The sequence below is a fragment of the Citrifermentans bemidjiense Bem genome (assembly GCF_000020725.1).
Lineage (GTDB): Bacteria > Desulfobacterota > Desulfuromonadia > Geobacterales > Geobacteraceae > Geomonas > Geomonas bemidjiensis.
In genome coordinates, this window is the sequence record NC_011146.1 from 2,253,404 (window position 1) to 2,276,882 (window position 23,479).

The window sequence follows — 23,479 nt, forward strand, 5'->3', positions numbered from 1 at the left end:
CTTCGCGCCCCCTCCCGCAGGGGGCGCTAACTTACCGGAACCCGATATGACCAAACCTGCCGACACTTCCGAACTGGCTGCGACCGAGGCGCGGCGCCTAGGCGTCATCTACGGCCTTGCCGCATACCTTTGCTGGGGCTTTTTCCCGCTCTACTTCAAATCGGTCAAGGTCGTGCCGCCGCTTGAGATGGTGTCGCACCGGATAGTCTGGTCGCTTGCTTTCCTGCTTTTGCTCATCACCTGGAAAAAGGCGTGGCGGAGCATGCTGGAGCTCCTTACGCTTCCCAAATCGTTGGCGGTGCTCTTTGCTACCACCTTGCTCATAGCCACCAACTGGTTGGTCTTCATCTACGCCATCAGCGTGGGGGAGGTGCTGCAGTCGAGCCTTGGCTATTTCATCAACCCGCTGGTGAGCGTGCTGCTGGGGTTTTTGTTCCTGCGCGAGAGGCTGGAGCGTCCGCAATGGATCAGCTTGGCGCTCGCCGTTGCCGGCGTCCTTTACCTGGCCATCGAGTACGGCAGCATGCCCTGGATCGCCCTGGCGCTGGCGCTTTCTTTCGGGCTTTACGGCCTGATCCGCAAGGCGCTTCATGTGGAGCCTTTGGTCGGGCTCACCGTCGAGACGCTCTTGCTCGCACCTTTCGCGCTGTACTACCTGGTTCACCTGAACCAAACCGGCGCCGGGGTTTTCCTGACCCATTCCACCCGTCTGGACCTGCTCATTCCCATGTCCGGTATCGTCACCGCCATACCGCTTCTGCTCTTTGCCGCCGCTGCCAAGAAACTGCGGCTGGCTACTATCGGGTTTTTGCAGTACATCACCCCCACCATGCACTTCCTCCTCGCCATCACCATCTTCGGCGAGACCTTTACCCATACGCACCTGGTGAGCTTCCTCTTCATCTGGAGCGGCCTGGCCCTGTACTCGTGGCACGCCTATCGCTTCGTCACGCGGCAGCAGGTGCGGTAAAGCGTAGGCTCCGGTTCCCAAGGTGGACTTTGGGAACCGGATGGACTTGATGGACTTGATGGACCTGATGGACCTGATGGACCTGATGGACCTGATGGACCTGATGGACCTGATGGACCTGATGGACCTGATGGACCACTCCTGCCTCTTTATACTCATTCACCTCCCCCCTTTCGCTGTAGAAAGCTCATAAAATTCTAAACTTCTCTCTCCACAACCCGAAAAGACTATGGACTTGCAACCTGTATCAATTGAGGAGCATTCCCTTTGTCTGCTCTGACAGGTGCGGTAAAGTGCCCTGGTTGTACCAGAGCAGGAGCTGACGCCATGGACTCTTCACCCCAGTTCAAACGAATTCTTATCGTGGAAGATGACGAGTCTCACGCGGAACTGATTAGGAGAGGTTTCAGCGAGGCCTCGGACCACTATCGTCTGACCGTCGCCACCAGTATGCAGGAAGCGCTCGCCAGGGTGCAGAGCAATAATTTCGACATAGTGCTCACCGATTACCTCCTTCCCGATGGCAAAGGCGTGGACCTGGTGCTGAAAAGCGGGCAGACCACGCCGGTAGTGATCATGACCTCGCACGGCAACGAACAACTCGCAGTCGACGCCATGAAGGCCGGCGCGCTCGATTACGTGGTCAAAATGCCTGAGGTATTCGAGGCAATGCCGCGCATCATAGAACGCGCCTTGCGCGAATGGGACTTGATGCTCGAACACAAGCACGCCGTGGACGCGCTCCTGTTGCAGACCCGTCAACTTGAACATGAGGTGGCCGAGCGGCAGATCGCCCAGGAGGCGCTGCAGGCGCAAGCGGTGCTTTTGCAAAACGAGATCGCGGAGCGCCGGCAGGCCCAGGAGACTCAGCGGCTTTCGGAGGAAAAATTCTCGAAGGCCTTCGACAACGCTCCCATGATCATGACCATCACGATGCGGGAAAACGGCACCCTCCTCGACGTCAACAACAGGTTCCTGGAAGTTTCCGGCTGGTGCCGGGAAGATGTCATCGGCAAGACCACCAGAGAGGTCGGCTGGATCAACAACGACGACCGGGCAATTCTGTTCGAGACCCTCAATCGGGAAGGGCATGTCTCGGGGTTGGCATTGAGCCTCCACCCAAGGGGCGGGCGGACCATCAAGGCCGAACTCTACATAGAGACCATCACCGTGGACGGCAGCGAACGCCTTTTGGGGATCGCCATCGACGTCACGGAACGGCACAAGCTCGAGGAACAGTTGCGCCACTCCCAGAAGCTGGAAGCGGTCGGCCTTTTGGCCGGCGGAGTGGCTCACGACTTCAACAATATCCTCACCGTGATCGGCGGGTACTGCGAGATGCTCAAACTCGATCTCGCGCCCGGCCATCCCCTGCGCGACAAGGTGCTGCAGATATCCGCCGCCTCCGAGCGCGCCTCCAACCTGACCCGCAGCCTGCTTGCTTTCAGCCGCAAGGGGGAGGTGAAGGCGGTTCCGACCGACCTGAACCTGCTGTTGCGAGGGGTGGAGAAGTTCCTGCAGCGCATTATCGGCGAGGACATCACCCTTTCCACCAAGGTCCCCGAGAGAGCCATCTGGGCGGTGGTCGATTCGGGGCAGATCGACCAGGTGCTGATGAATCTCGCGGCCAACGCGAGGGACGCCATGCCCAAGGGGGGGAGCCTGTTCGTGGAGTTGGAGCGCCAGGAGATCGACGCCGGTTTCGTGCAAGCCCACGGCTTCGGGACTCCCGGCAGCTATGCCCTGCTTACCGTTTCCGATACCGGCCAGGGGATGGACGAGGAGACTAGGAACAGGATCTTCGATCCGTTTTTCACCACCAAGGTGTCGGGAAAGGGGACAGGGCTCGGCCTCGCTATCGTCTACGGCATCGTTATCCAGCACAAGGGGTTCGTCAACGTCTACAGCGAGCCCGGTGTGGGCAGCACCTTCCGCATCTATCTCCCGGTGGTGGAGCCGCAGCAGCTCGCCGGCACCGAGGCCGTCACCGTCGAGGCTGAGGTGCGCGGCTGCGAGACCATCTTGGTTGCCGAGGACGATCTGTACGTCCTGGACCTGGTGACGAACGTCCTCGTGCAGTACGGCTACAGCATCATCCATGCTGCCAACGGGGAGGAAGCCGTGCAGAAGTTCCAGGAGAACGACCAGATAGCGCTGGTGCTGATGGACATCATCATGCCGGTCATGAACGGCAAGGAGGCCGCCGAAAAGATCCGGCGGCTGCGGCCCGAGGCCAGGATTCTTTTCACCAGCGGCTACACGGCGGAGATAATCAAGAGCAGATGCGAGTTGGAGGAGAGTGCGGAATTGATCATGAAGCCGGTCAAGCCTGCCCTCTTGCTCAAGAAGGTGCGGGAGATGCTGGACCGGCCCCCGCGGATATCAGGCAGGGGAGGGAAAGCATGATCAAGCAGAAAAACCGGATCCGCAGCTTCGCGCTGCTTTTGGCCGGTTTCTGGACCATTGCCATCGGGATCTCGTTTGCCTGGCTCTATCATCACGAAAAGGACAGCGTGGTGGAAGTGGCGCGTGCCGAGGCCCGCGCCTCCTTCAACAAGGACGCCCTGTTTCGCCGCTGGGGAAACAGGCACGGCGGCGTCTATGCCGCGGTTACCGATACCACCCTCCCGAACCCTTACCTGGCCCACATACCCGAACGTGACCTAACCACCCCCTCCGGCAGGCGGCTTACCCTCATCAACCCGGCATACATGATGCGGCAGGTCTTCGAACTGGCGGACGGCCATGGCGACCTGGTTCGCGGCCACCTCACCAGCTTGAAGCCGCTGCGCCCCGAAAACACCCCCGACCCTTGGGAGGCGAATGCGCTCCGTCAGTTCGATAACGGGGTCCAGGAGGTGAGCGAGATCCAAAATGTCGGCGGCCACGTGCAGTTGAGGCTCATGCGGCCCTTCATAACAGAGGAGGGATGCCTTAAATGCCACGCGGCGCAGGGATACAAGGCGGGGGACGTGCGGGGAGGGGTCAGCGTTTCCGTTCCGCTCGAGAACAAGGAGGGGTATGCCGAAAGCGCCGTCGTAGTCGGCCTTCTTAGCTACGGGGTGCTCTGGGTCTTCGGGATGGGGTTGATTCTGGTCGGAGCCAGGGTGCTTTCCAGGAATTTGAGCATCCTGGAGGAGAGCGAGGAGCGCTACCGCACCGTGGCGAACTACACCGCCGACTGGGAGTACTGGCAGGGGCTCGACGGTTCCTTCAAATACATCTCCCCCTCCTGCAAGGAGATCTCGGATTACAGTCACGACGAGTTCCATGGCGACCCAGGGCTCATACAGCGGATCGTCCACCCGGACGACCTCGCAGCCTTCGATGGCCACTTGCATGCGGCGAGGCAAGGGGCGGCCGAGCCGATCGACTTCCGTATCGTCAGGCGCGACGGCGAAGTTAGGTGGATCTCGCACGTCTGCCAGATGGTGTACACAAGCGAAGGGGCCGAGAACGGCATCCGCGCCAGCAACCGGGATATCACCGACCGCAAGAAGGTCGAGGCAGCAGTGAAGGAGCAGGCAGCGCTCCTGGAAAACGAGGTGCGCGAGCGGATGGTGCGCGAGGTGGAACTGGAGGCGAAGAACGCGGAGTTGGAGCGTTTCACCTACACGGTCTCCCACGACTTGAAGAGCCCGCTCATCACCATCAAAGGGTTCGCCGGTGCGGTCCTTAAGGACATCGAGGCCGGGAAGCTCTCGCGGCTCGATTCGGACGTAAAAAGGATCATGGGGGCCGCCGACAAGATGGCCGCGCTTTTAAGCGATCTCTTGGAGCTATCGAGGATCGGCCGCATCATGAACCCTCCCACCCGGATCGATCTGAACCTGCTGGCGCAGGAGGTGCTGGGACAGCTTTCCGGCCCGATCGCGCAGGGCGGGGTGGAGGTGGTCCTGCAGCCGGGGCTACCCGCGGTCTGGGGAGACGCGCCGCGCATTGCCGAGGTGCTGCAAAACCTGGTGGAGAACGCGGTGAAGTACATGGGGGATCAACTGCAGCCGCTGGTGGAGATCGGCGTACGGGAAGGGCAGGGCGAGCAGGTGTTCTGGGTACGGGACAACGGCATGGGGATCGCGGAGCAGTATCGGGAAACCGTCTTCGGGCTCTTCAACAAGCTCGACCCGCACTCCGAAGGTACCGGTATCGGACTCGCTCTGGCGCGCCGCATCATAGAATTCCACAACGGAAGGCTGTGGGTGGAGTCGGAAGGCCCAAGCCTTGGGAGCACCTTCTGCTTTACGCTCGGGGCCAAGAACCCCGCTGACAATGACAGTGCCACAAAAGGAGGGACAACATGAACGGCGAACCGCTTTGCATCCTGCTGGTCGAGGACAACCCAGATCACGCCGAGCTGGCTATCCGTAACCTCGACGACGGCAAGCTTGCCAACAAGATCTTCCATGTGGAGGACGGCGAGGCTGCGCTCGATTTTCTCAATCACAGGGGGATCTATGCCGACCCGCAGCAGTTCCCGCGCCCGCACCTGATCCTTTTGGACCTGCGTCTTCCCAAGGTGGACGGCATCGAGGTGCTGAAGGCGGTGAAGGCCTCGGAAGAGCTGAAGGCGATTCCCGTGGTGATACTGACCACCTCGGCGGCGGAGCGCGATCTTGCCCAGGCCTATCAGAATTACGCCAACAGCTACCTGACCAAACCGGTGGACTTCGACTCCTTCAGCGAGCTTTTGCGCGACATGGGCTTTTACTGGCTGGCCTGGAACCAACGCCCCTGGTAGTTTTCCAAATTCCCTCCCATCTAGACCGTAAAAACGGCTGCTTCGCCTTGCGGGCAGCCTTCCGGTAGCGCCTTCCTCCCTACTTCCTGTCGGAATAACTTGAGTTTTGTCGGCAAAACCTATATATTTCTGCGATTCCGATTAAACACCAAACGAGTGGGGATCGGGGCCTCCCGCGTCTCCTTCCCACGCAGTGTCCGATAAAACTTCTGTATTCCGACAGGTTATCCATATGCTCCTGATGATAGACAACTACGACTCCTTCACCTACAACATCGTCCAATACCTGGGCGAGCTGGGCGAGGACGTCCGGGTGTACCGCAACGACAAGATCACCCTAGACGAAATCGAGGCCCTGGCGCCGGAGCGCATCGTGATCTCCCCGGGCCCCTGCTCCCCAGAGGAGGCAGGGATCTCGGTCGAGGTGGTGCGCCGCTTCGCCGGGCGCATTCCGATCCTGGGGGTCTGCCTCGGGCACCAGTCGATCGGCTACGCCTTCGGCGGCAAGATCGTCAAGAGCGCCACCTTGATGCACGGCAAGACCTCCCCCATCCTGCACGACGGCAAGGAACTCTTCGCCGGCCTCCCCAACCCGTTTGCGGCCACGCGCTACCACTCGCTGATCGTCGAGCGCGAGTCGCTTCCCGCCGAGCTCGAGGTGACCGCCTGGGTTACCGAGGGGGAGATAATGGGGATGCGGCACCGCACCCTCCCGATCTGGGGCGTGCAGTTTCACCCGGAGTCCATCCTCACCGAGGGTGGGATGGAGCTTTTGCAAAACTTTCTGCAGATGACGAAGTAACCTCTGCGCTACCAGGGACCCGGATTGCATCCGCCCGGGCCCGGTTCCCTGGCCGGCGCCGCAAAATGCATGGCCAGCAAGGAGAACGTCCCGCACCGGATCACCCCGTCTTTCGCTGTTTTCCCCAGTGCTGCCTTTCTTTTTTCTGTGGTGATGCTTTTGATCTTTGGTTGATAAGGAGCGGCTATGATTCGCAAGGCAATCGCACGTGTTGTGGAACGGCAGGATCTTTCCGAAGCAGAGATGATCGAGGTCATGGACCAGGTGATGTCCGGCGGCGCCACCCCGGCGCAGATCGCCTCCTTCATCACCGCCCTCAGGATGAAGGGGGAGACGGTTGACGAGATCACCGGCGCCGCGCGCGTCATGCGCGACCGGGCGCTTCCCATCCGGGTCGGCAAGAGCGTGCTCGGCATCGACCGCGACGACATCAACCTCGACCGCGAGACCATCCTCGACACCTGCGGCACCGGCGGCAGCGGCACCAACAGCTTCAACATCTCCACCACCGTAGCCTTCATCGTATCCGCCTGCGGCGTCAAGGTCGCCAAGCACGGCAACCGCGCGGTCTCCTCTTCCTGCGGCTCGGCCGACGTCCTGGAGGCGTTGGGGGTGAACCTCGACGTCACCCCCGATGTGGTCGAGCGGAGCATCGCCCAGATCGGCATCGGCTTTCTCTTCGCCCCGGCGCTTCACGGCGCCATGAAGCACGCCATCGGCCCCAGGCGCGAGATCGGCATCCGTACCATCTTCAACATATTGGGCCCCTTGACCAACCCCGCCGGCGCCGACTGCCAGGTGCTCGGCGTCTACCGCGAGGACCTGGTGGAGAAGCTCGCGCAGGTCTTGAAGAAACTCGGCTGCCGCAGCGGCTTCGTGGTGCATGGCTGCGACGGCATGGACGAGATCACCCTGACCGGCGAGAGCACCGTGGCCGAGATCACCGCCGACGGCGTGAAGCTCTACAAGGTAACCCCGGAACAGTTCGGCCTGGAGCGCGCTCCGCTTGCCGAACTCCACGGCGGCGATGCGCTGGGAAACGCGGTGATCGTGAGGGACATCCTCTCCGGCAAGGACGGCGCCAAGAGGCGCATCGTGCTTTTGAACGCGGGGTACGCGCTGGTCGCCACCGGGAAGGCGAAGGATGTCGCCGAGGGGATACGTCTCGCCGCCGAGACCATTGACTCCGGCGCGGCGATGAAGCAGCTGGAGCGGCTGGTCGCGCTTACCAACGAGGCGGAGTAGACTTCTCTCCCCCGCCGAGGCGGAATAGACTTCTCTCCCCCTCCCTTGACGGGAGGGGTCGGGGGGTGGGTGAAGCTGCCAACGAAGTCGTATCTGGCGCCTTCCCCCCCACCCCGACCCTCCCCCGCAAGGGGGGAGGGAGGTTTAGATCAGGACCGGGACCATTGTGATAAGAGCAGATCAAGGGTCGCAGGATACGGAAGGATTTACATTTATGACGCAGCTCCCCGATGTGCTGAAAAAAATAGTCGATTACAAGCAGGGCGAAGTCGCGGCCATGAAGGCGGAAGTGCCGCTGAACGAAATCATGGACCGGCTCGCCGAACTGGAAGACCACCCCCGGGGGTTCCAGGCAGCGCTCATCAACTCGCTCTCCTCGGGATGGACCCCCATCATCGCGGAGGTGAAGAAGGGGTCCCCGTCCAAGGGGCTGATCAGGCCCGACTTCGACCCGCTGCAGATAGCCCGGACCTACCAGGAAAACGGCGCCACCTGCCTCTCCATCCTCACCGACGAGCATTTCTTCATGGGGCACCTGAGCTACTTGGCCGCCATCCGCGAAGAGGTTTCGCTCCCGCTTCTGCGCAAGGACTTCATCTTCGACCCCTATCAGATCTACCAGGCCCGCGCCGCCGGGGCCGACGCCATCCTCCTCATCGCCGCCATGCTGGATCTCCCCCAGTTGCGGGACTTCGCCGCGCTGGCCCAGGAGCTCTCCATGGACGTGCTCCTGGAGGTGCATGACGAGAAGGAGCTGGAGACGGCCCTGCAGACCGACTGCAGCATGATCGGCATCAACAACCGCGATCTAAGGAGCTTCGTGGTCGACATCCGCACCTCGGAGCGTCTGGCCGCGCTGGTGCCGCAGGGGCGCCTGGTGGTAGCGGAAAGCGGCATCAACAGGCGCGAGGAGATCGTGCACCTCATGTCGATGGGGCTGCACGCCTTTCTCATCGGCGAGTCGCTGATGCGCGAGGACGACTTCGGCGCGAAGCTGCGCGAACTGGTGGGTTAACTGCGACAATCCGTCCCAAAGGAGTGGCTATGAATACCAAGTTTATGCTCGATGAATCCCGCATCCCTAAACAGTGGTACAACATCATCCCCGACATGCCTGGGCCGCTGCATCCTGTCGTAAACCCGCAGACCCTGAAGCCGGTGACTCCGGAGGACATGAGCGTCATCTTCCCCATGTCGCTGATCGAGCAGGAGATGTCGACCGAGCGTTGGATCGATATTCCCGAAGACGTGCGCGAGAAATACCGGCTCTGGCGGCCGGCCCCGCTTTTCAGGGCCAGAAGGCTGGAGCAGGCGCTGCAGACCCCGGCGAAGATCTATTACAAGTACGAAGGGGTCTCGCCCGCCGGCTCTCATAAGCCGAACTCCGCCATCCCGCAGGCCTACTACAACAAGCAGGCGGGTATCCGCAGGCTCGCCACCGAGACCGGCGCGGGGCAATGGGGTAGCTCGCTGGCTCTGGCCTGCTCCATGTTCGGGCTGGAGTGCACCATCTATATGGTGAAGGTCTCCTGCACCCAGAAGCCGTACCGAAAGAGCATGATGCAGCTTTGGGGCGCGACGGTGATCCCGTCCCCCTCCGAGTTCACCAACGCGGGGCGCTCGATTCTGGCGCATGACCCGAACAACCTGGGAAGCCTCGGCATCGCCATCTCCGAGGCGGTAGAGGACGCGGCGACCCACGACGACACGAACTACGCGCTGGGGAGCGTCTTGAACCACGTCTGCCTGCACCAGACCGTGATCGGGCTGGAGGCGAAGGAGCAGATGGAGCTGGCCGGGGATTACCCGGACATCGTCATCGCCTGCTGCGGCGGCGGCTCCAACTTCGCCGGGCTCGCCTTCCCCTTCCTCTCCGACCGCGCCAACGGGAAAAAGGTGCGCTGCCTGGCAGTGGAGCCGGCTTCCTGCCCGACCCTGACCAAGGGGATTTACGCCTTCGATTACGGCGACACGGCGAAGCTCGCCCCCATCACCAAGATGTACACCCTGGGGCACGACTTCATGCCGCCGGGGATCCATGCCGGCGGGCTGCGTTACCACGGCGAGTCCGCGCTCATCTCCCAGCTCTACCACGCCGGAGAGATCGAGGCGAAGTCGTACAAGCAGAACGCCTGCTTCGAAGGGGCCCTGCTCTTCGCCAGGAGCGAGGGGATCGTTCCGGCGCCGGAATCCTCCCATGCGGTGCGCGCCGCCATCGACGAGGCGGTGCTGGCCAAGGAGGAAGGGAAGGAGAAGACCATCCTCTTCGGGCTTTCCGGCCACGGGCAGCTCGACATGATGGCTTACGACGCCTACCTCTCCGGCGCGCTCGAGGACTTCGAGTACCCCGAGGAGATGATCCGGCAATCGCTGGAGCGGCTGCCGAAGGTTTCCTTCTAGGGACGATAGGGGACTGGCTCCGCAAGGTGCCTGTCCCCGTTGCTGCTAAGGACGACGATTGCCCCATGTCAAGGGCGCTGAAGGTCTGCCTGCTGGAAAGGATGTTTCTTCCGGCCGAAATGAAGGCTCCGCTCGGGCGATATTCCCCGGTGGTAGGTGGGAAATTGTACAATTTTAAGGGTATACGCCGATGACAAAGGTGAAGATCTGTGGCATAACAACGCTTGAGGATGCTCTCATGGCAGTCGAGGCCGGGGCCGACGCCCTTGGGTTCGTCTTCTTCGAGAAGTCGCCGCGCTATATCGGGCCTGAAGCGGCCGCCCGGATCATCCGGGAGCTTCCCCCCTTCGTCCAGGTGGTGGGGCTCTTCGTCAACGCCGAACTCGATTTCGTCAACCGTACCGCAGACACCTGCGGCCTCGATCTGGTCCAGCTGCACGGCGAGGAGAGCCCGGCATACTGCGGGCTTGTGCGCCGGAGGGTGATGAAGGCGTTCCGGGTGCGCGGCGCCGAGAGCCTTGCCGCACTTGCCGACTACAAGGTTTCGGCCTATCTGCTCGACGCCTACTCCCCGGCTTCACACGGCGGGACCGGCGAGCGCTTCGACTGGGATCACGCCGTAGCCGCCAAAGGGCAGGGTAGGATAGTCCTGGCAGGGGGGCTCGATCCCGACAACGTCGCCCAGGCGGTGGCAAAGGTCGCCCCCTATGCGGTCGACGTCTCCAGCGGCGTGGAGCTTTCCCCCGGCCGCAAGGACCCCGAGAAAGTCAGGCGTCTCATTGCCGAAGCCAAGAAGATCGCCTTAATTTAAGTCGAATCCTCTCCCGACCCTTTCCACAAGGCAGGGGGAGTTTGTACCTGATAACGTAGAACCTTGAAGCATGAGCGGTTTTAACCCAAACCAAAGGAGTGGCAATGAAGATTATCGTAACCGATGAAGTGGCTCAGGAAGGACTGGCACTTTTGCAGCGCGACCCGCGCGTGCAGATGGACATCAAGCTGGGACTGAAGAAGGAAGAGCTTTACTCGATCATTGGTGATTACGACGTTATCATCACCAGAAGCGGCACCACCGTGGACAAGCCCCTGCTTGACGCAGCGACCAACCTGAAAATGGTGGCGCGCGCCGGCGTCGGCGTCGACAACGTGGATGTCGACTATGCCTCCGCCAAGGGCGTCATCGTCGTCAATGCACCTTTCGGCAACACCAACAGCGCGGCGGAACACGCCATGGCGCTGCTGCTTTCCTTCTGCCGCAATATCACCAAGGCTAACTCGTCCCTCAAAGGTGGCGCCTGGAAGCGTGCCCCCTTCACCGGCTACGAACTTAAAGGGCGCACCGCCGGCGTCATCGGTCTGGGCAAGGTAGGGGGAAGGGTGGCTACCCGCCTCAAGGCCTTCGAGTGCGAAGTGCTCGCCTGCGACCCGTACATCGCAGAGAAAAGGGCGCACGACCTCGGCGTCAAGCTGGTTTCGCTGGATGAAATCGTCCGCGTCTGCGACATCATCACCGTCCACACCCCGCTCACCGCGGAGACCAGCAACATGATCGGCAAGAAAGAGCTCGCCGCCATGAAGGAAGGGGTCATCGTCATCAACGCGGCGCGCGGCGGCATCATCAACGAGGAGGCGATGCTGGAGGCGCTCGATTCCGGCAAGGTAACCGGCGCAGCCTTCGACGTCTGGAGCCAGGAGCCCCCCGACACCGATACCCTGAAAAAGCTGATCGGGCACGAGAAGATGGTGGTCACGCCGCACCTGGGCGCCAACACCTTCGAAGCGCAGGTGAACGTGGCGGTGGACGTCTCCCGTGAGATCATCCACTACCTGGACGAGCAGCCGCTGGAGAACGCCATCAACATCCCGAGGTTCGACGCAGCCCTCATGGGGCAGATGCGTCCTTACCTGAACCTGATGAACGTCCTGTCCGATTTCGTCATCCAGTTGGTGGACACCAACCTGAACAAGATCACCTTCACCTATACCGGCAACCTCGCCCAGTACGACTGCACGCCGATCACCGTCCTTGGTCTCGCGTCGCTTCTGAACCGCAGGGTCGAGCAGGACGTGAACATGGTCAACGCGCAGCTTGTCGCGGACAACATGGGGATCGTCGTGGAAGAGGTGAAGTCCAACCAGGCCGAGGCCTTCTCCAACATGATCACCATCGCCATCGAGGGCCCCGGCGAAAAGAGGCTCATCAGCGGTACCTTGTTCGAAGGGATTCCGCGCATCGTCAAGCTGCGCGACTACCAGATGGACTTCCGCCCCGAAGAGCACATGCTGCTCATGGCTTACGGCGACCGTCCGGGCATCATCGGCAAGATCGGCACCATCCTGGGCACCCATGAGATCAACATCGCCTCGATGAACCTGGGGCGTCGCGAGAAGAAAGGGGAGGCGATGGTCATCCTCTCCCTCGATTCCGCCGTGACCCCGGAAGTCGTGGAAGAGGTGCGAGGCGCCACCGATGCGACCTTCGTCAAACCGCTCTACCTGGTGACCGCGAAGTAGGAAGGAAACCACAGGCAAAAGGAAAAGGCCCCGGCGAAAGCTCGGGGCCTTTTTTTTAACCTGAAAGCGTAAGGCGGAACACAGAGGGCACAGGGGAAAAGCCAAGGCGGTCACAGAGGAGAAACCAGACCCTAAAACTGCAACGGCCCTGTATCCCCTTCATCCCTGTTCAATGCCTTGTTCTTCCTCAGCGTCCTCTGCGAACCTCCGTGAACTCTGTGTTCCGCCTGTAGCCTTTAACTAACTAAGAAATCTTCCTGCCGCCGCATGCTTTCAATCTGCGGTGGGCTTCGCGCAGGGTGGCCTCGGTGGTCTCCCAGCTGATGCAGCTGTCGGTGATCGATACGCCGTAGGTCAAGGAGGAGGGATCGCCGTCTTTCGGCATCGGCTGGTTCCCTTCCTTCAGATAGCTCTCGATCATCACGCCGGAGATGCTGCGGTTGCCGGCGGCGATCTGTTCGATCACGCTCTTCATCACCTCGGGCTGCCGCTCGTACTTCTTCTCGGAGTTGCCGTGGCTGCAATCGACCATCATGGTCGGGGTCAGGCCCGCCTTGGCGATCATCTCCTCGGATTTGGCGATGTCCTCCGGGGAGTAGTTCGGCTTCTTGCTCCCGCCGCGCAGGACCATGTGCACGTCGGGGTTGCCGGTGGTCTGGATGATGGAGGTCAGGCCGTCGCGGTTGATGCCGAGGAAACTGTGTGAATGAAGCGCTGCCTTCATGGCGTCGATGGCGATCTGGAGGTTCCCGTCGGTGCCGTTTTTAAACCCTATCGCGAAGGAGAGGCCGCTTGCCATCTCGCGGTGGGTCTGTGATTCGGTGGTGCGGGCCCCGATGGCGCCCCAGGAGAGGAGATCGGCCAGGTACTCGGGGGTGATCGGGTCGAGCATCTCGGTCGCGACCGGCAGCCCCATCTCGGTGATCTTGCAGAGAAGGCTGCGGGCGATGCCAAGCCCCTTGGAGATCTGGTGGGTGCCGTTCATGTCCGGGTCGTTGATGAGCCCCTTCCACCCGATGGTGGTGCGCGGCTTCTCGAAGTACACGCGCATGATCAGCAGCATTTCCTCGGAGACCTCCTTGGCGAGCGCCGCGAGCTTCTCGGCGTACTCCAGGGCTCCCTTGGGGTCGTGAATGGAGCAGGGGCCGACGACCACCATGAGCCGCTTGTCCTCTCCCTTCAAGATCCTGGTGATGGCCGCGCGGCTGTTGCTCACGCAGGTCCCGGATTTCTCGGAAATGGGGAAGACTTGTCTGAGATCGGTAGGTGCAATGATCGGAGTGATGCTTTTTACCTTGAGATTGTTGGTCTTGATCATCTGAGACTCCCGCGCTAGCAGTTTTTAATGTGCTGTAATCTAGCGCGTTTCTCATGTAGTGTCAAAAAAAAATACCCTCGGCGTGGTGAATTTTGCCGAGGGTATATTTTTGTTTGCTATCCGCTTCCCTGCTGCCGCTGCGGCGCCCCATCCCACGCCACCGCGGTGCCGATGGAGGCGAGGGTGGTGACGTCGGCGCCGGAGTGGATCATCTCTGCCACGGCCCGCTCAGAATCCCCCGGCCTGAGGTCGACCCCCCCTACGGCATCGGTCAGGAGGGTGACGTCGAATCCCGCTTTCAAGGCTTCGAGCACCGTCTGTCTCACGCAGAAATCGGTGGCGAGCCCCCCGACGTAGAGCCGGTCCAGCTCCATGTGCCGCAGCAGCATGGTGAAGGGGGTGCCGTTCTCGGTTACCCCCTGCATGGCCGAGTATCCGTCGTCCCAGGAGGCCATCCCCTTGGAGATGACGATGGTGTCGCTTGGAAGTACGAGTGCCGGGTGGAATTCGGCGCCGAGGGTTCCCTGGACGCAGTGGGCGGGCCATTCTCCGCCGTTTTCCTTGAAGTGCTTGCTCTGCTTCGGATGCCAGTCGCGCGAGGCGAAGATGGGCGCGCTCCTGCGCTTGAACAGATCCAGGTACCGGTTCAGTGCGTGGATCACCTGGTCGCCCCGGGGGACGGGGAGCGCCCCGCCCGGACAGAAATCCACCTGCGCGTCGACAACAAGAAGTGCTCCTCTTCGTTGCATTATCGCCTCCTATGCCGTATCCCCGTCTGCTTCACCCGCCGCATACCGGTTCTGAATCCGGGACATGAGTTTGAGCCGCAGGGTGTTCAGCCCCTGGCTCATGGATACCTTGTAGAGGTGCGGGTTGACCAGCCGGTGACACCCCTGCGGGAGCAGGGTCAGTTCGCGCGCTGCGCGGTCGGCGCAGTCGTCCAGGGTGGGGGAGGGGGCGCACCTTACCCCCTCGTGCATTACCTGGCTTCTCACCTCCACGAGCCTCGCGTTCGCCGGGAGGCGGATATGCTGCAATGGGTTGGCCGGATCGAACACCAGTGCGCCCGGCTGCAGCTCCTCGTCTTTCAGGGTAATGACGTCCTGTATGTAGGAGCCGTCCGGCGCCACGGCTCGCAGCACTTTTTTCCGGTCGGGAAGCGTCGCCTTGGACAGGTCGCTGGTCAGCTTCAGCTTGGGCTCCTCCCCTATCCGGACCAGCTTGTAGACTCCGCCGAGAGCCCCCCCCCCTTCGCCCGCGCAGGTGGCGAGCCGGGTCCCGACGCCGTAGATGTCGATCTTTCCCCCTTCGCTGCGGATCGACTCGATCACGTACTCGTCGAGCTCGTTGGAGCCGACTATCTTCACCCCGGGAAAACCGGCCGCGTCGAAAGCGGCGCGAACCTGGCGCGAGAGGTAGGCGAGGTCGCCTGAATCTATCCTCACCCCTACCAGGTCGTGCCCTTTTGCCTTCAGCTCGCGGGCGACGGTGAGCGCGTTGGGAAGGCCGCTTTTAAGGGTGTCGTAAGTGTCTATCAAGAGGATGCAGGAATCTGGGAAGGTGCCGGCGTAGTGGCGGAAGGCGGTAAGCTCGTCGGGGAACGCCATGATCCAGCTGTGGGCATGGGTTCCCCGGACCGGGATGCCGTAGCACTTGCCGGCCATGACGTTGCTGGTGGAGCGCACGCCGCCGATGTAGGCGGCCCGCGCCTCGGAAAGCCCCCCGTCCGGGCCCTGGGCGCGGCGCAGCCCGAACTCGAGCACGGTGCCGCCTGCCGCGGCGAGGGTGATTCTTGCTCCCTTGGTGGCGACTAGCGTCTGAAAATTGATGATGTTCAGGAGCGCCGTCTCGACGAACTGCGCCTCGGCGAGGCTCCCCTCCACCGTAAGGAGCGGTTCGCGTGAGAAGACTACGCTCCCCTCGGCCGGGGCGGTGACGCTCCCCCGGAACCGGAAGGTTTCCAGGTACGACAAAAATGCGGGGCGGAAGATCTTGAGCCCGTCCAGGTAGCTCAACTCCTCCTCGTTGAAGCGGAGCTCCTCCAGGTAGCAAAGCGCGTTTTCCAGACCGGCGAAGACGGCGTAGCTTCCGTTGAAAGGGGGGGTGCGGAAAAACAGGTCGAAGACGGCGCGATGCTCTTGCATCCCTTGGTCCAGGTAACCTGCCAGCATGGTCAACTCGTAAAGGTCGGTGAGCAGCGGTGAATAGCGCATGAAATCCCTCCATTCTAATCACTACTACTCTGGATAATAGCGTTTTTCAACTTTTCTGCCAGTTCCGGGTCGACAAGTTTCAGTGTGAGGTACTCGGCCTGTGCTTTCCCCCACTGGTTCAGAAACAGATGTGACAGTCCCAGCTTATAGAGGGCATTGGCATTGCCGGGCCATAACTCCAGCAGGTAAGTGTAAGCTTCGACGGCTTCCTCATAGCGGTAGATCCTGAAACAGACTTCCCCTAAATTGGAAAAGGCGAGGGCTAGCTTTGGATCCAGTGCTATTGATCTTTTGAGGGATTCGATGGCGCGAGGGTAGTCCGCGGTAAGCGCTTGGGCGGTCCCCAAGTTGAGCCAGGAGACGGCGTTCCCGGGAGAAAGGGCGATGCTTTTGCTGAAGGCCTCGGCCGCTTCGCCGTAGCGCCCCTCGCTGTTCATGAGTACCCCCGCTTCGAACCAGTCGTCCGCCTCCAGGTATTCCTCCTGGTCGATCGGCTGCCGTTGCGGTTTCGGGTCTAGATCTCCCGTTGCCAGTCCGGCCACCAAGAGCAGCATGACGTATGTCCCGGTTGCTTGTCTCATGTGGGTCCCCCCCGCGGAAAGGTAAACCTTAACATATTAAAATTTATTTAAAAGAAACCTGAAAAGCAAGGCCAGGCGGTTGCATGACGGCAATTTTGCTGGTCATCGGGGCGTATTTTCTGATAGATAGAGAGGGCCGACAGGGGTGTTCATTAGCGGTGGGTTGCGTCAGAGGTTTGCACCCGGATTCCCTTTCGGAAAGGGCAATCGAGGTGGCGCAGCATTCTCTCCGCTTCGAAAAAGATCATCGATAATCAGTATAGGGAAAGGGGCAACACATGGAACAACTGCTGATAGTCGGTTGCGGCGCCATTGGGCGACGGGTCGCAGCGCTGGCGCTTGCGCGGGGGATGAAGGTCTCCAGCTTCAGAAGGAACGAAGAAGAGGTTGCAGGCGCGACCACATACACCGGAAACCTGGACCAGCCGGCGACGCTTGCGGGACTGCCGGTCAAAGGTGCTGGGGTTATCTACCTCGCGCCCCCTCCGGGTGGAGGCAACGAGGATACTAGGATGCGCAACTTCTTGGCCTCCATCGCCCCCGGGCAAGAGCCCGAAAAAATGGTCTACATATCGACCAGCGCGGTCTACGGGGACTGCGGCACCGCGACGGTCACCGAGGAGAGTGAGGCCAACCCGCAGACCAGCAGGGGAAAGCGCCGGCTGCACGCCGAGCGCCTGCTAAGCGACTGGGGGAGGGAGCGCCACGTTCCCGTTGTGATCCTCAGGGTAACTGCCATTTATGCTGCGGACCGCCTCCCCGTCACCCAGCTCACCACCGGGCAGCCGGTGCTGCGCGAGGAGGAATCGCTTCCCAGCAATAGAATCCATGCCGACGACCTGTCGCGGATCTGCCTCGCCGCCCTGGAGCGGGGGAAAGACGGGGCAATCTTCAACGTGAGCGACGGCCAGTCCACCACCATGACCAGCTATTTCAACGCCGCCGCCGATCGGCTCGGGCTCCCGAGGCCGCGCCAGGTGGCCATGGAGGAGGCGCGCCGGGTGATGAGCCCGCTCATGATCTCCTACTTCTCCGAGGGGAGGGTGGTGTCGAACCGCAAAATGATTGAGGAGCTGGGGATAGAGCTCCTCTACCCTGACCTCGAGTCGGGGCTCAAGGGGTAGCTTTGCCTGCAGGTCGCACGGCTTGACTTTCGCGGTCGCCGAATTAAGGTTTTCCGATCTTTAAACCAACCTTAATAGGAGGACATCGAAATGCTCGAAAAAGAACGGGATATTTTGAGACGCGACGACCGGCCGCAAAGCGAAAGACGGCAGTTAGAGCGCGAGAGTGAGAAGGGCGAACTGCATGGGCGGCACTCCACCTCCCCCATGGCGCAGATGGAGCGGATGTTCGACGAGGTTTTCAAGAAGCCTTTCTTCTCTCTCTGGTCGCAGAGGATGGCTGGAGGGGAGATGGAGGAGCTCTACCTGCCGGTGGATGTCTTTGAGGAAGGGGACTCCGTGGTGGTCAAGGCAGAGATCCCGGGAATCCGCAAGGAAGACATTGACGTGCAGCTTTCCCCCGACAGCATCACCATCTCGGGGAAGAAGAGCAAGGCCGAGCGGACCGAACAGAAGGATTTCTACCGGGTAGAGCGCTCCTACGGCTCGTTCATGAGAACATGCAGGCTTCCGGTGGAAACCATCACCGACACTGCGCGTGCAAGCTTCAAGGACGGCGTCTTGGAGGTGCGGATACTGAAGAGCGAGGCGGCGACCCAGAGGGTCAAGAAACTGAACGTGGAATGATTTCCCCACCGGTCGGAAACGGAAATGGCCGCGGCGAAAACCGCGGCCATTACTTTTGTCCGCATCCCCTTTTTGGCTGCCTATAATTTAGGCAAAACGCCATCGGGTGGCGATTACTCAGAGATTTTTTTCCCCCGATGCGGCTTTTCCCACAGAGTTATCCACAGCTTTTGTGGAAGACTTCCTCAGTCAAATCCCCACTGAATATAACCAGTTGAATTGAAGATGGGAGCGGGCGCCGCTGCGGACCCGGAACGGGGGGGTATTGTGGGCGCTGGCGGCGCGTCTATAGAATTTACCGGCCGTAGCCTTGGCGAAAGGGAGGTTTATCCACCGTAGCCTTGGCGAAGGTGGAAAAAAAAGGCCCTGGTTCGGGAAACCAGGACCTTTTCGGTTTGCATTGGCGTTAAAACGGGACACTTTCTATCAATCCGTCGGTGAAACTTTCCCGGTGGCGCCGTACGGTGTTGCCGACCGTGCGGTTGACTCGGTTTCGGTTTTTTCCTTTTAAAGACGGGGTGTGAGGCCGCCTGGCGGATGAGACAAATCGCGTTTAGCGTTGCCCGAATAACGCCAATCTTGAAGTTGCTCCGGGATACCGTTGCGGGAAGTGTCGAGTTACTGACCTCAGTCGCAATATCGCCCGGTGAAACGCTTCAGGCTTCCCTCTGCTGTAGGAGGGCCTGCTCACCACGTCTGAAACCGGGAACATTTTGGCAAAGAAAGGTAGTCAGGGACTCAACGGGATGCGCTACGAGTAACCCAGAGCGGCTCGCACTGACATGCGAAACTTGTGAGCAAGTCTATCAACGCCATTTTATGTGTCAAGATGAAGATGAGATTAATTTCATCTGATCCAAGTGCGCGATAAATAGTTATTTTTTAAGCCGAGTGAGTCGGGCGAACCATAAATCATTTCAATCGTTTTGCCTGCTAGTGGGCCGGTCGGTCGTCCTCTGTCACAGTGCAATCGGCAAATTGTGGTATGACAGTTGCGGTGGCAATAAACGTTGCAGCCTCATCTCGTGAAGCGGCAGCGACGGCATGCAATGCCAGTGTCGCAGACGCTGTGCAAGTAGCACCGTTGGCCCCTGTCAGAGCTTCAGCACGTGCACCGCACACGAGATGCAGGGGTCGTAGCACCTGATCAGGCGCTCCAGCGCCGTGGTCATCTTTTTCGTCTCTTCCCCCTCCATTCCCCGCGCCAGCGCCAGCAGGTCGCGCGCCATGGCCCCCTGGTTCAAGGCGGTGGGGGTGACGACGTCGGCCTCGGTGCAGATGCCGTTCGAGTCGAAGCCGTAGCTGTGGATCAGCAGGCCGCGTGGCGCCTCGCAGGCGGCACTCCCTCTCCCCGCGCGCAGGACCGGTCCGACGTCGTCGGGGGGACCCTGGCCTTCCTCGACGAGGCGGTCGATGAGCTCTATCGCGCGCTCGGCTGCGTCGCAAAGCTCGATTGCCTGGGCCAGGCTGTTGCCCCGTATGTCCCTGCCGAGGATCTCGTGCTTTACCTCGTCGAACACGCCCTGAGCCTGCGCTCTGAGCCGGACGCCGAGGGAGAGCCTGGCGAGCGCGCCCACCGTAGCTTCTTTCCCCATCACCTTTGAATATTTGGCGTTGGAGTGTGGAAGGACGCTTTCTTTGATCGCCTCGCGGTACCCGGAGACGGCGAAGGATTCCCCTCCGCCCATGCGGCACCGGATGGCGGCGGAACGGCCGGCGCCGCATGGGTCCACCGCCAATGCGTTTGGGGACGGGAGTTCCGGGAAAGGGAAGGGAGTGCGGAAGAGCCGGTAGGCGTCGCGGCAGGCGGGAAGGACCGACTCAAGCTCATGGCGCAGGCGCAGCAGTTCCTTTTTGCCCACCCTCTGCCCCAGCCCTCCCAGCCGGATGTTGACCGAGTGGATGAGGCGACCGCCGACCGTCTCCTGGATCATGTTGCCGACCCTCTTGATGCTAAGTCCCGCCTTCAGCAGTTCGGGCGCCTTCTGGGCCAGCCCGGTCACTCCCGGCACGCCGAGAAGGTCGGGAAGGAGCAGGCAGTACAGATGCAGCGCGTGGTCCTGGATCATTCCCCCCTGCATGATGAGCTCGCGGGTCAGGGCCGTCGCCCCCGAGACCTCCACCCCGAAGGCATTCTCCACCGCCAGGAGCGCGGTCACCTTGTGCACCGTCGAGCAGAGGGAGCAGATGCGGCAGACGATCTCCGGCACTTCCAGATAGCTCTTGCCGACCAGAAGCGCCTCGAAGAGCCGCGGAGAATCGGTGAGACATAGCTCCACCCGCTCCACGCGCGACCCCTCGCGGTAGACCTTGACGCTGCCGTGACCCTCCACCCGGGTCAGGTTCAACTCAACGACGCTGCCCATAGTCCCACTCCGGCTTGAATCGGCTCATCCTGCGCTCGATTTCCTTCCTGCCAAACCCGCGCTCCAACAACAGCTCCAACTCCTGCGCCACGTTCGCCTCGCGCACCGGTCCCCGGCAACCTTCGCAGACTATCCCCGTCGCCGGGCATCTTGCGTTGCATCCCCCCTGGATGATCGGGCCGAGGCAAAGCTCCTTTCGCTCCAAGAGCAGGCAGAGGTTTTCCCTGCTGCGGCACTCGGTGCAGACCGGGTAGGTCGCCAACGGGGGGAGCGTTCCATTAAGAAGGGCGCAGAGTAGGGCCATGACCTCTTGCTTTTCCGGGGGGCAGCCGGTGATTGAGAAGTCGACGCTTACGAAGTTGGTAAGCGGGGCGGGGGCGAAGCTCTCCACTGTCTTCTCCCCATCTCCGTAGACGGCTGCGACCAGTTCTTCTCTCGTCGAGACCCCGTTGTTCATGGCCGCCACCCCGCCGAAGATGGCGCAGGTGCCAAGGGCCACCAAAAGCCTGCTGGAATTCCTCAGCCGGAACAGGTTGGCCAGGTCGCCCGGGGTAGATACCGCACCCTCCACTATCGCCGCGTCGAAGGGCGCTCCCCCCTCGACGCTCTCCGCCATGGGAAAGGAGACCAGATCGAAGCGGGCGGCCACTTGGGCCAATTCGTCCTCGCAGTTGAGCAGCGTCAGCTGACACCCCGAGCAGGCGGTGAGCCCTGCTATGGCGAGCCTTGGGCGGTTCATAGCGCCTCCGGTATCTCTTTCAGCTCGCTGAGCCGGAAGACGGGGCCGTCCACGCAGCAAAGTTTCTGCCCCAGCGCGCAATGGCAGCAGCGCCCGATGCCGCAGCGCATCCTGCGCTCCAGGCTCAAAAGGATCCGCTGCGGCGCGACGCCGGCCCTTTCCAGGTCGGCGCCCAGGCAGCGGTAGAGGGCGGGGGGGCCGCATATGGCGGCGTAGCTGTTGGCGGCGTCGAAGCTGAATCCCTTCAAGAGGTCGGGGAGGAGCCCCACGGCGCAGGAGAAGCCGCCCCAAGGCTCCTCGGGCGCGAAATCGACCGTCAGGTAGAGCCGCAGCCCACCGCGCGCGGCGAGTTCCGCCAGTTCTTCGCGAAAGAGCATCAGCTGGGGCTTTTTCGCGCCGTACATCAGCGTGATCTCCCCGAAGCGTTCGCCGTTGCGCAACAGGTGCAGCAGCAGGGAGCGCAGCGGCGCGATGCCGAGCCCTCCCGCCAAGAGGAGCACCGGGTGCCCCTCCATTTCCGCGAGCGGAAAGCCGGCGCCGAAAGGCCCGCGCAGCCCCAGCGTGCTTCCTTCCAGCGCCTGGTGCAGCGCATCGGTCACGTGCCCCACCCGGCGCACGCAGAGATCCACGGTGCCGTCTTCGTGGGCGAGATCGGCGGGCGAGATGGGAATTTCGCCCGCGCCGGGAACCGAGAGCTGGACGAACTGCCCGGGGATGAATCTGGAAAGGGAGGGAAGCGCTGCGGCTTCGGGCGCCAGGGTGAAGAGCGCAGTGTCCTCAGAGAGCTGGCGCCGCTGCAAAAGCTTGGCCGCGAAGGGGGTGTCCGGATGGTTTGCCAGGAGGGTCATGGCGTCCTCCCGCAATCGAGGGAAAGATCCTGGAACAGCTCGCGCAGGTCGATGCCGACCGGGCAGAATTCCTTGCAGCGGCCGCAACCAACGCATGAGGTTATCCCGGTTAAGGGGGTGAAACCGCAGTACTTGTGCAGGAAGCGGTAACGAAGCCGCTCCAGCCTGGTGGCCCGGAAGTTTCCCCCCGCCACCTCGCCGTGGGTAACGAAAAGGCAGTTGTCCCACTCGCGCACCCTCTCTCCGCCGCCGGAAAGCGAAGGATATTCCCTCAAGTCGAAGCAGTAGCAGGTGGGACAGCAGACCGAACAGGCGCCGCAGGAAACGCAGGTCTCGGCGAACTTCTCCCAAAGCGGATGGTCGGAGAAGCGCAGCTGCGGGTCCTGGGGAAGCACATTGCACGACCCGCAGGGGGGAGGCTCTAGCTCTTTTTCCGTTTCGACCAAGAGATCCGCTGCCGCGGCGGTTATCGCTTCCCCCTTGGCGCTGTGGGTCGTGAGGCTAAAACCGTCGCCGCCGGCCTGCAGGAAGAGATCGCAGGCGGCGCTCTCCCTTGGTCCCGAGCAGAAGCAGAAATCGTCCGGCCGGCAGGAGAGCCCGACCAGGGTGAGGTTCGCGCGCCGGGTCGCGTAGCAGGAGTCCGGGGTGTCGGCGAGGAAGACACGGTCCAAGTAGGCTATGGCGTCGAGGTCGCAGGGGTGAACGCCGAAGAGGACGGTCTCGGAGCCGTAAGGGACAGCTTGCCGGTAGGCTCCCTTTTGGTAATGCAGGATTTCCTCCCGGAAGGGGAGCAGGTATTTCTTGGGGGGGATCTGCGTTCTTGAGTAGTCAAGCTGCAGGTCGGAGGCTGAGGTAAGCGGTGCGAAGGAGAGAACCCCCTGGTCCGAGAGTACCGGCCCATGCAGTTCGCCGAAGAGGCGAAGGATTTCCAGGAAAGGAGATAAATGTGCGTGTTTTAACGTTGTTTTTGGCAACTTTTCCCTCCGGGCACACA

General features: G+C 61.5%; 21 protein-coding genes and 1 other RNA gene. 13 read left to right on the forward strand and 9 right to left on the reverse strand.

Annotated features, from left to right (window positions below):
- Positions 1 to 46: 46 nt before the first annotated feature.
- The 11 genes from rarD (at position 47) to serA (ending at position 12,669) form a co-directional block, all read left to right on the forward strand.
- Positions 47 to 970 (forward strand): EamA family transporter RarD, encoded by a 924-nt coding sequence (gene rarD, locus GBEM_RS09765; RefSeq protein WP_012530383.1) that lies wholly within the window; start codon positions 47 to 49, stop codon positions 968 to 970.
- Between the two features lie 40 nt (positions 971 to 1,010).
- Positions 1,011 to 1,163, forward strand: coding sequence for a hypothetical protein (locus tag GBEM_RS21460; protein ID WP_169308687.1), 153 nt, complete (start codon positions 1,011 to 1,013; stop codon positions 1,161 to 1,163).
- 134 nt (positions 1,164 to 1,297) lie between these two features.
- Positions 1,298 to 3,376, forward strand: coding sequence for a response regulator (locus GBEM_RS09770; RefSeq protein WP_012530384.1), 2,079 nt, complete (start codon positions 1,298 to 1,300; stop codon positions 3,374 to 3,376).
- Positions 3,373 to 5,271 (forward strand): ATP-binding protein, encoded by a 1,899-nt coding sequence (locus GBEM_RS09775; RefSeq protein ID WP_012530385.1) that lies wholly within the window; start codon positions 3,373 to 3,375, stop codon positions 5,269 to 5,271. The genes GBEM_RS09770 and GBEM_RS09775 overlap by 4 nt, the downstream gene beginning before the upstream one ends.
- Positions 5,268 to 5,708 (forward strand): response regulator, encoded by a 441-nt coding sequence (locus GBEM_RS09780; protein WP_012530386.1) that lies wholly within the window; start codon positions 5,268 to 5,270, stop codon positions 5,706 to 5,708. Before GBEM_RS09775 ends, GBEM_RS09780 begins: the two co-directional genes overlap by 4 nt.
- A gap of 232 nt (positions 5,709 to 5,940) precedes the next feature.
- On the forward strand, positions 5,941 to 6,510 hold the full coding sequence (locus GBEM_RS09785) for an anthranilate synthase component II (protein ID WP_012530387.1): 570 nt from the start codon (positions 5,941 to 5,943) through the stop codon (positions 6,508 to 6,510).
- Positions 6,511 to 6,696: 186 nt separating this feature from the next.
- Entirely contained in the window at positions 6,697 to 7,755 is a 1,059-nt protein-coding gene (gene trpD, locus GBEM_RS09790) for an anthranilate phosphoribosyltransferase (protein ID WP_012530388.1), read from the forward strand.
- 214 nt (positions 7,756 to 7,969) lie between these two features.
- Positions 7,970 to 8,770: an indole-3-glycerol phosphate synthase TrpC gene (gene trpC / locus GBEM_RS09795; protein WP_012530389.1), complete on the forward strand. Its 801-nt coding sequence runs from the start codon at positions 7,970 to 7,972 to the stop codon at positions 8,768 to 8,770.
- A 29-nt stretch (positions 8,771 to 8,799) separates the two neighbouring features.
- Positions 8,800 to 10,155, forward strand: a complete 1,356-nt coding sequence (locus tag GBEM_RS09800; RefSeq protein ID WP_012530390.1) for a TrpB-like pyridoxal phosphate-dependent enzyme — start codon at positions 8,800 to 8,802, stop codon at positions 10,153 to 10,155.
- Between the two features lie 190 nt (positions 10,156 to 10,345).
- Positions 10,346 to 10,966 (forward strand): phosphoribosylanthranilate isomerase, encoded by a 621-nt coding sequence (locus GBEM_RS09805; protein WP_012530392.1) that lies wholly within the window; start codon positions 10,346 to 10,348, stop codon positions 10,964 to 10,966.
- 104 nt (positions 10,967 to 11,070) lie between these two features.
- Positions 11,071 to 12,669 (forward strand): phosphoglycerate dehydrogenase, encoded by a 1,599-nt coding sequence (gene serA, locus GBEM_RS09810; RefSeq protein ID WP_012530393.1) that lies wholly within the window; start codon positions 11,071 to 11,073, stop codon positions 12,667 to 12,669.
- Positions 12,670 to 12,913: 244 nt separating this feature from the next.
- Here the strand turns inward: serA and GBEM_RS09815 are convergent, their stop codons facing one another.
- The 4 genes from GBEM_RS09815 to GBEM_RS09830 form a co-directional block, all read right to left on the reverse strand.
- Positions 12,914 to 13,987 (reverse strand): 3-deoxy-7-phosphoheptulonate synthase, encoded by a 1,074-nt coding sequence (locus tag GBEM_RS09815; RefSeq protein WP_012530394.1) that lies wholly within the window; start codon positions 13,985 to 13,987, stop codon positions 12,914 to 12,916.
- Positions 13,988 to 14,103: 116 nt separating this feature from the next.
- The gene (locus GBEM_RS09820) at positions 14,104 to 14,736 is read right to left on the reverse strand and encodes an isochorismatase family protein (RefSeq protein ID WP_012530395.1); all 633 of its coding nucleotides are present in this window, start codon (positions 14,734 to 14,736) and stop codon (positions 14,104 to 14,106) included.
- A gap of 9 nt (positions 14,737 to 14,745) precedes the next feature.
- Positions 14,746 to 16,200: a nicotinate phosphoribosyltransferase gene (locus GBEM_RS09825; RefSeq protein WP_012530396.1), complete on the reverse strand. Its 1,455-nt coding sequence runs from the start codon at positions 16,198 to 16,200 to the stop codon at positions 14,746 to 14,748.
- Positions 16,201 to 16,214: 14 nt separating this feature from the next.
- Complete coding sequence (locus tag GBEM_RS09830) at positions 16,215 to 16,781, reverse strand: tetratricopeptide repeat protein (RefSeq protein ID WP_012530397.1); 567 nt, start codon at positions 16,779 to 16,781, stop codon at positions 16,215 to 16,217.
- Positions 16,782 to 17,059: 278 nt separating this feature from the next.
- Between GBEM_RS09830 and GBEM_RS09835 the strand changes: the two genes are divergently transcribed.
- A complete protein-coding gene (locus GBEM_RS09835; RefSeq protein ID WP_012530398.1) occupies positions 17,060 to 17,905 on the forward strand; it encodes an NAD-dependent epimerase/dehydratase family protein in 846 nt (281 codons plus the stop codon).
- 90 nt (positions 17,906 to 17,995) lie between these two features.
- Positions 17,996 to 18,532 (forward strand): Hsp20/alpha crystallin family protein, encoded by a 537-nt coding sequence (locus tag GBEM_RS09840; protein ID WP_012530399.1) that lies wholly within the window; start codon positions 17,996 to 17,998, stop codon positions 18,530 to 18,532.
- 583 nt (positions 18,533 to 19,115) lie between these two features.
- Here the strand turns inward: GBEM_RS09840 and ssrS are convergent.
- From ssrS to GBEM_RS09860, 5 genes are all read right to left on the reverse strand, one after another.
- Positions 19,116 to 19,304, reverse strand: a non-coding RNA gene (gene ssrS, locus GBEM_RS20725) — 6S RNA.
- A 322-nt stretch (positions 19,305 to 19,626) separates the two neighbouring features.
- Positions 19,627 to 20,898, reverse strand: coding sequence for a Ni/Fe hydrogenase subunit alpha (locus tag GBEM_RS09845; protein ID WP_012530401.1), 1,272 nt, complete (start codon positions 20,896 to 20,898; stop codon positions 19,627 to 19,629).
- Positions 20,882 to 21,637: an NADH-quinone oxidoreductase subunit B family protein gene (locus tag GBEM_RS09850; RefSeq protein ID WP_012530402.1), complete on the reverse strand. Its 756-nt coding sequence runs from the start codon at positions 21,635 to 21,637 to the stop codon at positions 20,882 to 20,884. Before GBEM_RS09850 ends, GBEM_RS09845 begins: the two co-directional genes overlap by 17 nt.
- Positions 21,634 to 22,485, reverse strand: a complete 852-nt coding sequence (locus tag GBEM_RS09855; protein WP_012530403.1) for an FAD/NAD(P)-binding protein — start codon at positions 22,483 to 22,485, stop codon at positions 21,634 to 21,636. Before GBEM_RS09855 ends, GBEM_RS09850 begins: the two co-directional genes overlap by 4 nt.
- On the reverse strand, positions 22,482 to 23,459 hold the full coding sequence (locus tag GBEM_RS09860) for a 4Fe-4S dicluster domain-containing protein (protein ID WP_012530404.1): 978 nt from the start codon (positions 23,457 to 23,459) through the stop codon (positions 22,482 to 22,484). The genes GBEM_RS09855 and GBEM_RS09860 overlap by 4 nt, the downstream gene beginning before the upstream one ends.
- Between the last annotated feature and the right edge of the window lie 20 nt (positions 23,460 to 23,479).

Excerpts from the sequence above, each read along its gene's own strand:
- rarD (WP_012530383.1), top strand. The coding sequence starts at position 47 with ATGACCAAACCTGCCGACACTTCCGAACTGGCTGCGACCGAGGCGCGG.
- GBEM_RS21460 (WP_169308687.1), top strand. The coding sequence starts at position 1,011 with ATGGACTTGATGGACTTGATGGACCTGATGGACCTGATGGACCTGATG.
- GBEM_RS09770 (WP_012530384.1), top strand. The coding sequence starts at position 1,298 with ATGGACTCTTCACCCCAGTTCAAACGAATTCTTATCGTGGAAGATGAC.
- GBEM_RS09775 (WP_012530385.1), top strand. The coding sequence starts at position 3,373 with ATGATCAAGCAGAAAAACCGGATCCGCAGCTTCGCGCTGCTTTTGGCC.
- GBEM_RS09780 (WP_012530386.1), top strand. The coding sequence starts at position 5,268 with ATGAACGGCGAACCGCTTTGCATCCTGCTGGTCGAGGACAACCCAGAT.
- GBEM_RS09785 (WP_012530387.1), top strand. The coding sequence starts at position 5,941 with ATGCTCCTGATGATAGACAACTACGACTCCTTCACCTACAACATCGTC.
- trpD (WP_012530388.1), top strand. The coding sequence starts at position 6,697 with ATGATTCGCAAGGCAATCGCACGTGTTGTGGAACGGCAGGATCTTTCC.
- trpC (WP_012530389.1), top strand. The coding sequence starts at position 7,970 with ATGACGCAGCTCCCCGATGTGCTGAAAAAAATAGTCGATTACAAGCAG.
- GBEM_RS09800 (WP_012530390.1), top strand. The coding sequence starts at position 8,800 with ATGAATACCAAGTTTATGCTCGATGAATCCCGCATCCCTAAACAGTGG.
- GBEM_RS09805 (WP_012530392.1), top strand. The coding sequence starts at position 10,346 with ATGACAAAGGTGAAGATCTGTGGCATAACAACGCTTGAGGATGCTCTC.
- serA (WP_012530393.1), top strand. The coding sequence starts at position 11,071 with ATGAAGATTATCGTAACCGATGAAGTGGCTCAGGAAGGACTGGCACTT.
- GBEM_RS09815 (WP_012530394.1), bottom strand. The coding sequence starts at position 13,987 with ATGATCAAGACCAACAATCTCAAGGTAAAAAGCATCACTCCGATCATT.
- GBEM_RS09820 (WP_012530395.1), bottom strand. The coding sequence starts at position 14,736 with ATGCAACGAAGAGGAGCACTTCTTGTTGTCGACGCGCAGGTGGATTTC.
- GBEM_RS09825 (WP_012530396.1), bottom strand. The coding sequence starts at position 16,200 with ATGCGCTATTCACCGCTGCTCACCGACCTTTACGAGTTGACCATGCTG.
- GBEM_RS09830 (WP_012530397.1), bottom strand. The coding sequence starts at position 16,781 with ATGAGACAAGCAACCGGGACATACGTCATGCTGCTCTTGGTGGCCGGA.
- GBEM_RS09835 (WP_012530398.1), top strand. The coding sequence starts at position 17,060 with ATGGAACAACTGCTGATAGTCGGTTGCGGCGCCATTGGGCGACGGGTC.
- GBEM_RS09840 (WP_012530399.1), top strand. The coding sequence starts at position 17,996 with ATGCTCGAAAAAGAACGGGATATTTTGAGACGCGACGACCGGCCGCAA.
- GBEM_RS09845 (WP_012530401.1), bottom strand. The coding sequence starts at position 20,898 with ATGGGCAGCGTCGTTGAGTTGAACCTGACCCGGGTGGAGGGTCACGGC.
- GBEM_RS09850 (WP_012530402.1), bottom strand. The coding sequence starts at position 21,637 with ATGAACCGCCCAAGGCTCGCCATAGCAGGGCTCACCGCCTGCTCGGGG.
- GBEM_RS09855 (WP_012530403.1), bottom strand. The coding sequence starts at position 22,485 with ATGACCCTCCTGGCAAACCATCCGGACACCCCCTTCGCGGCCAAGCTT.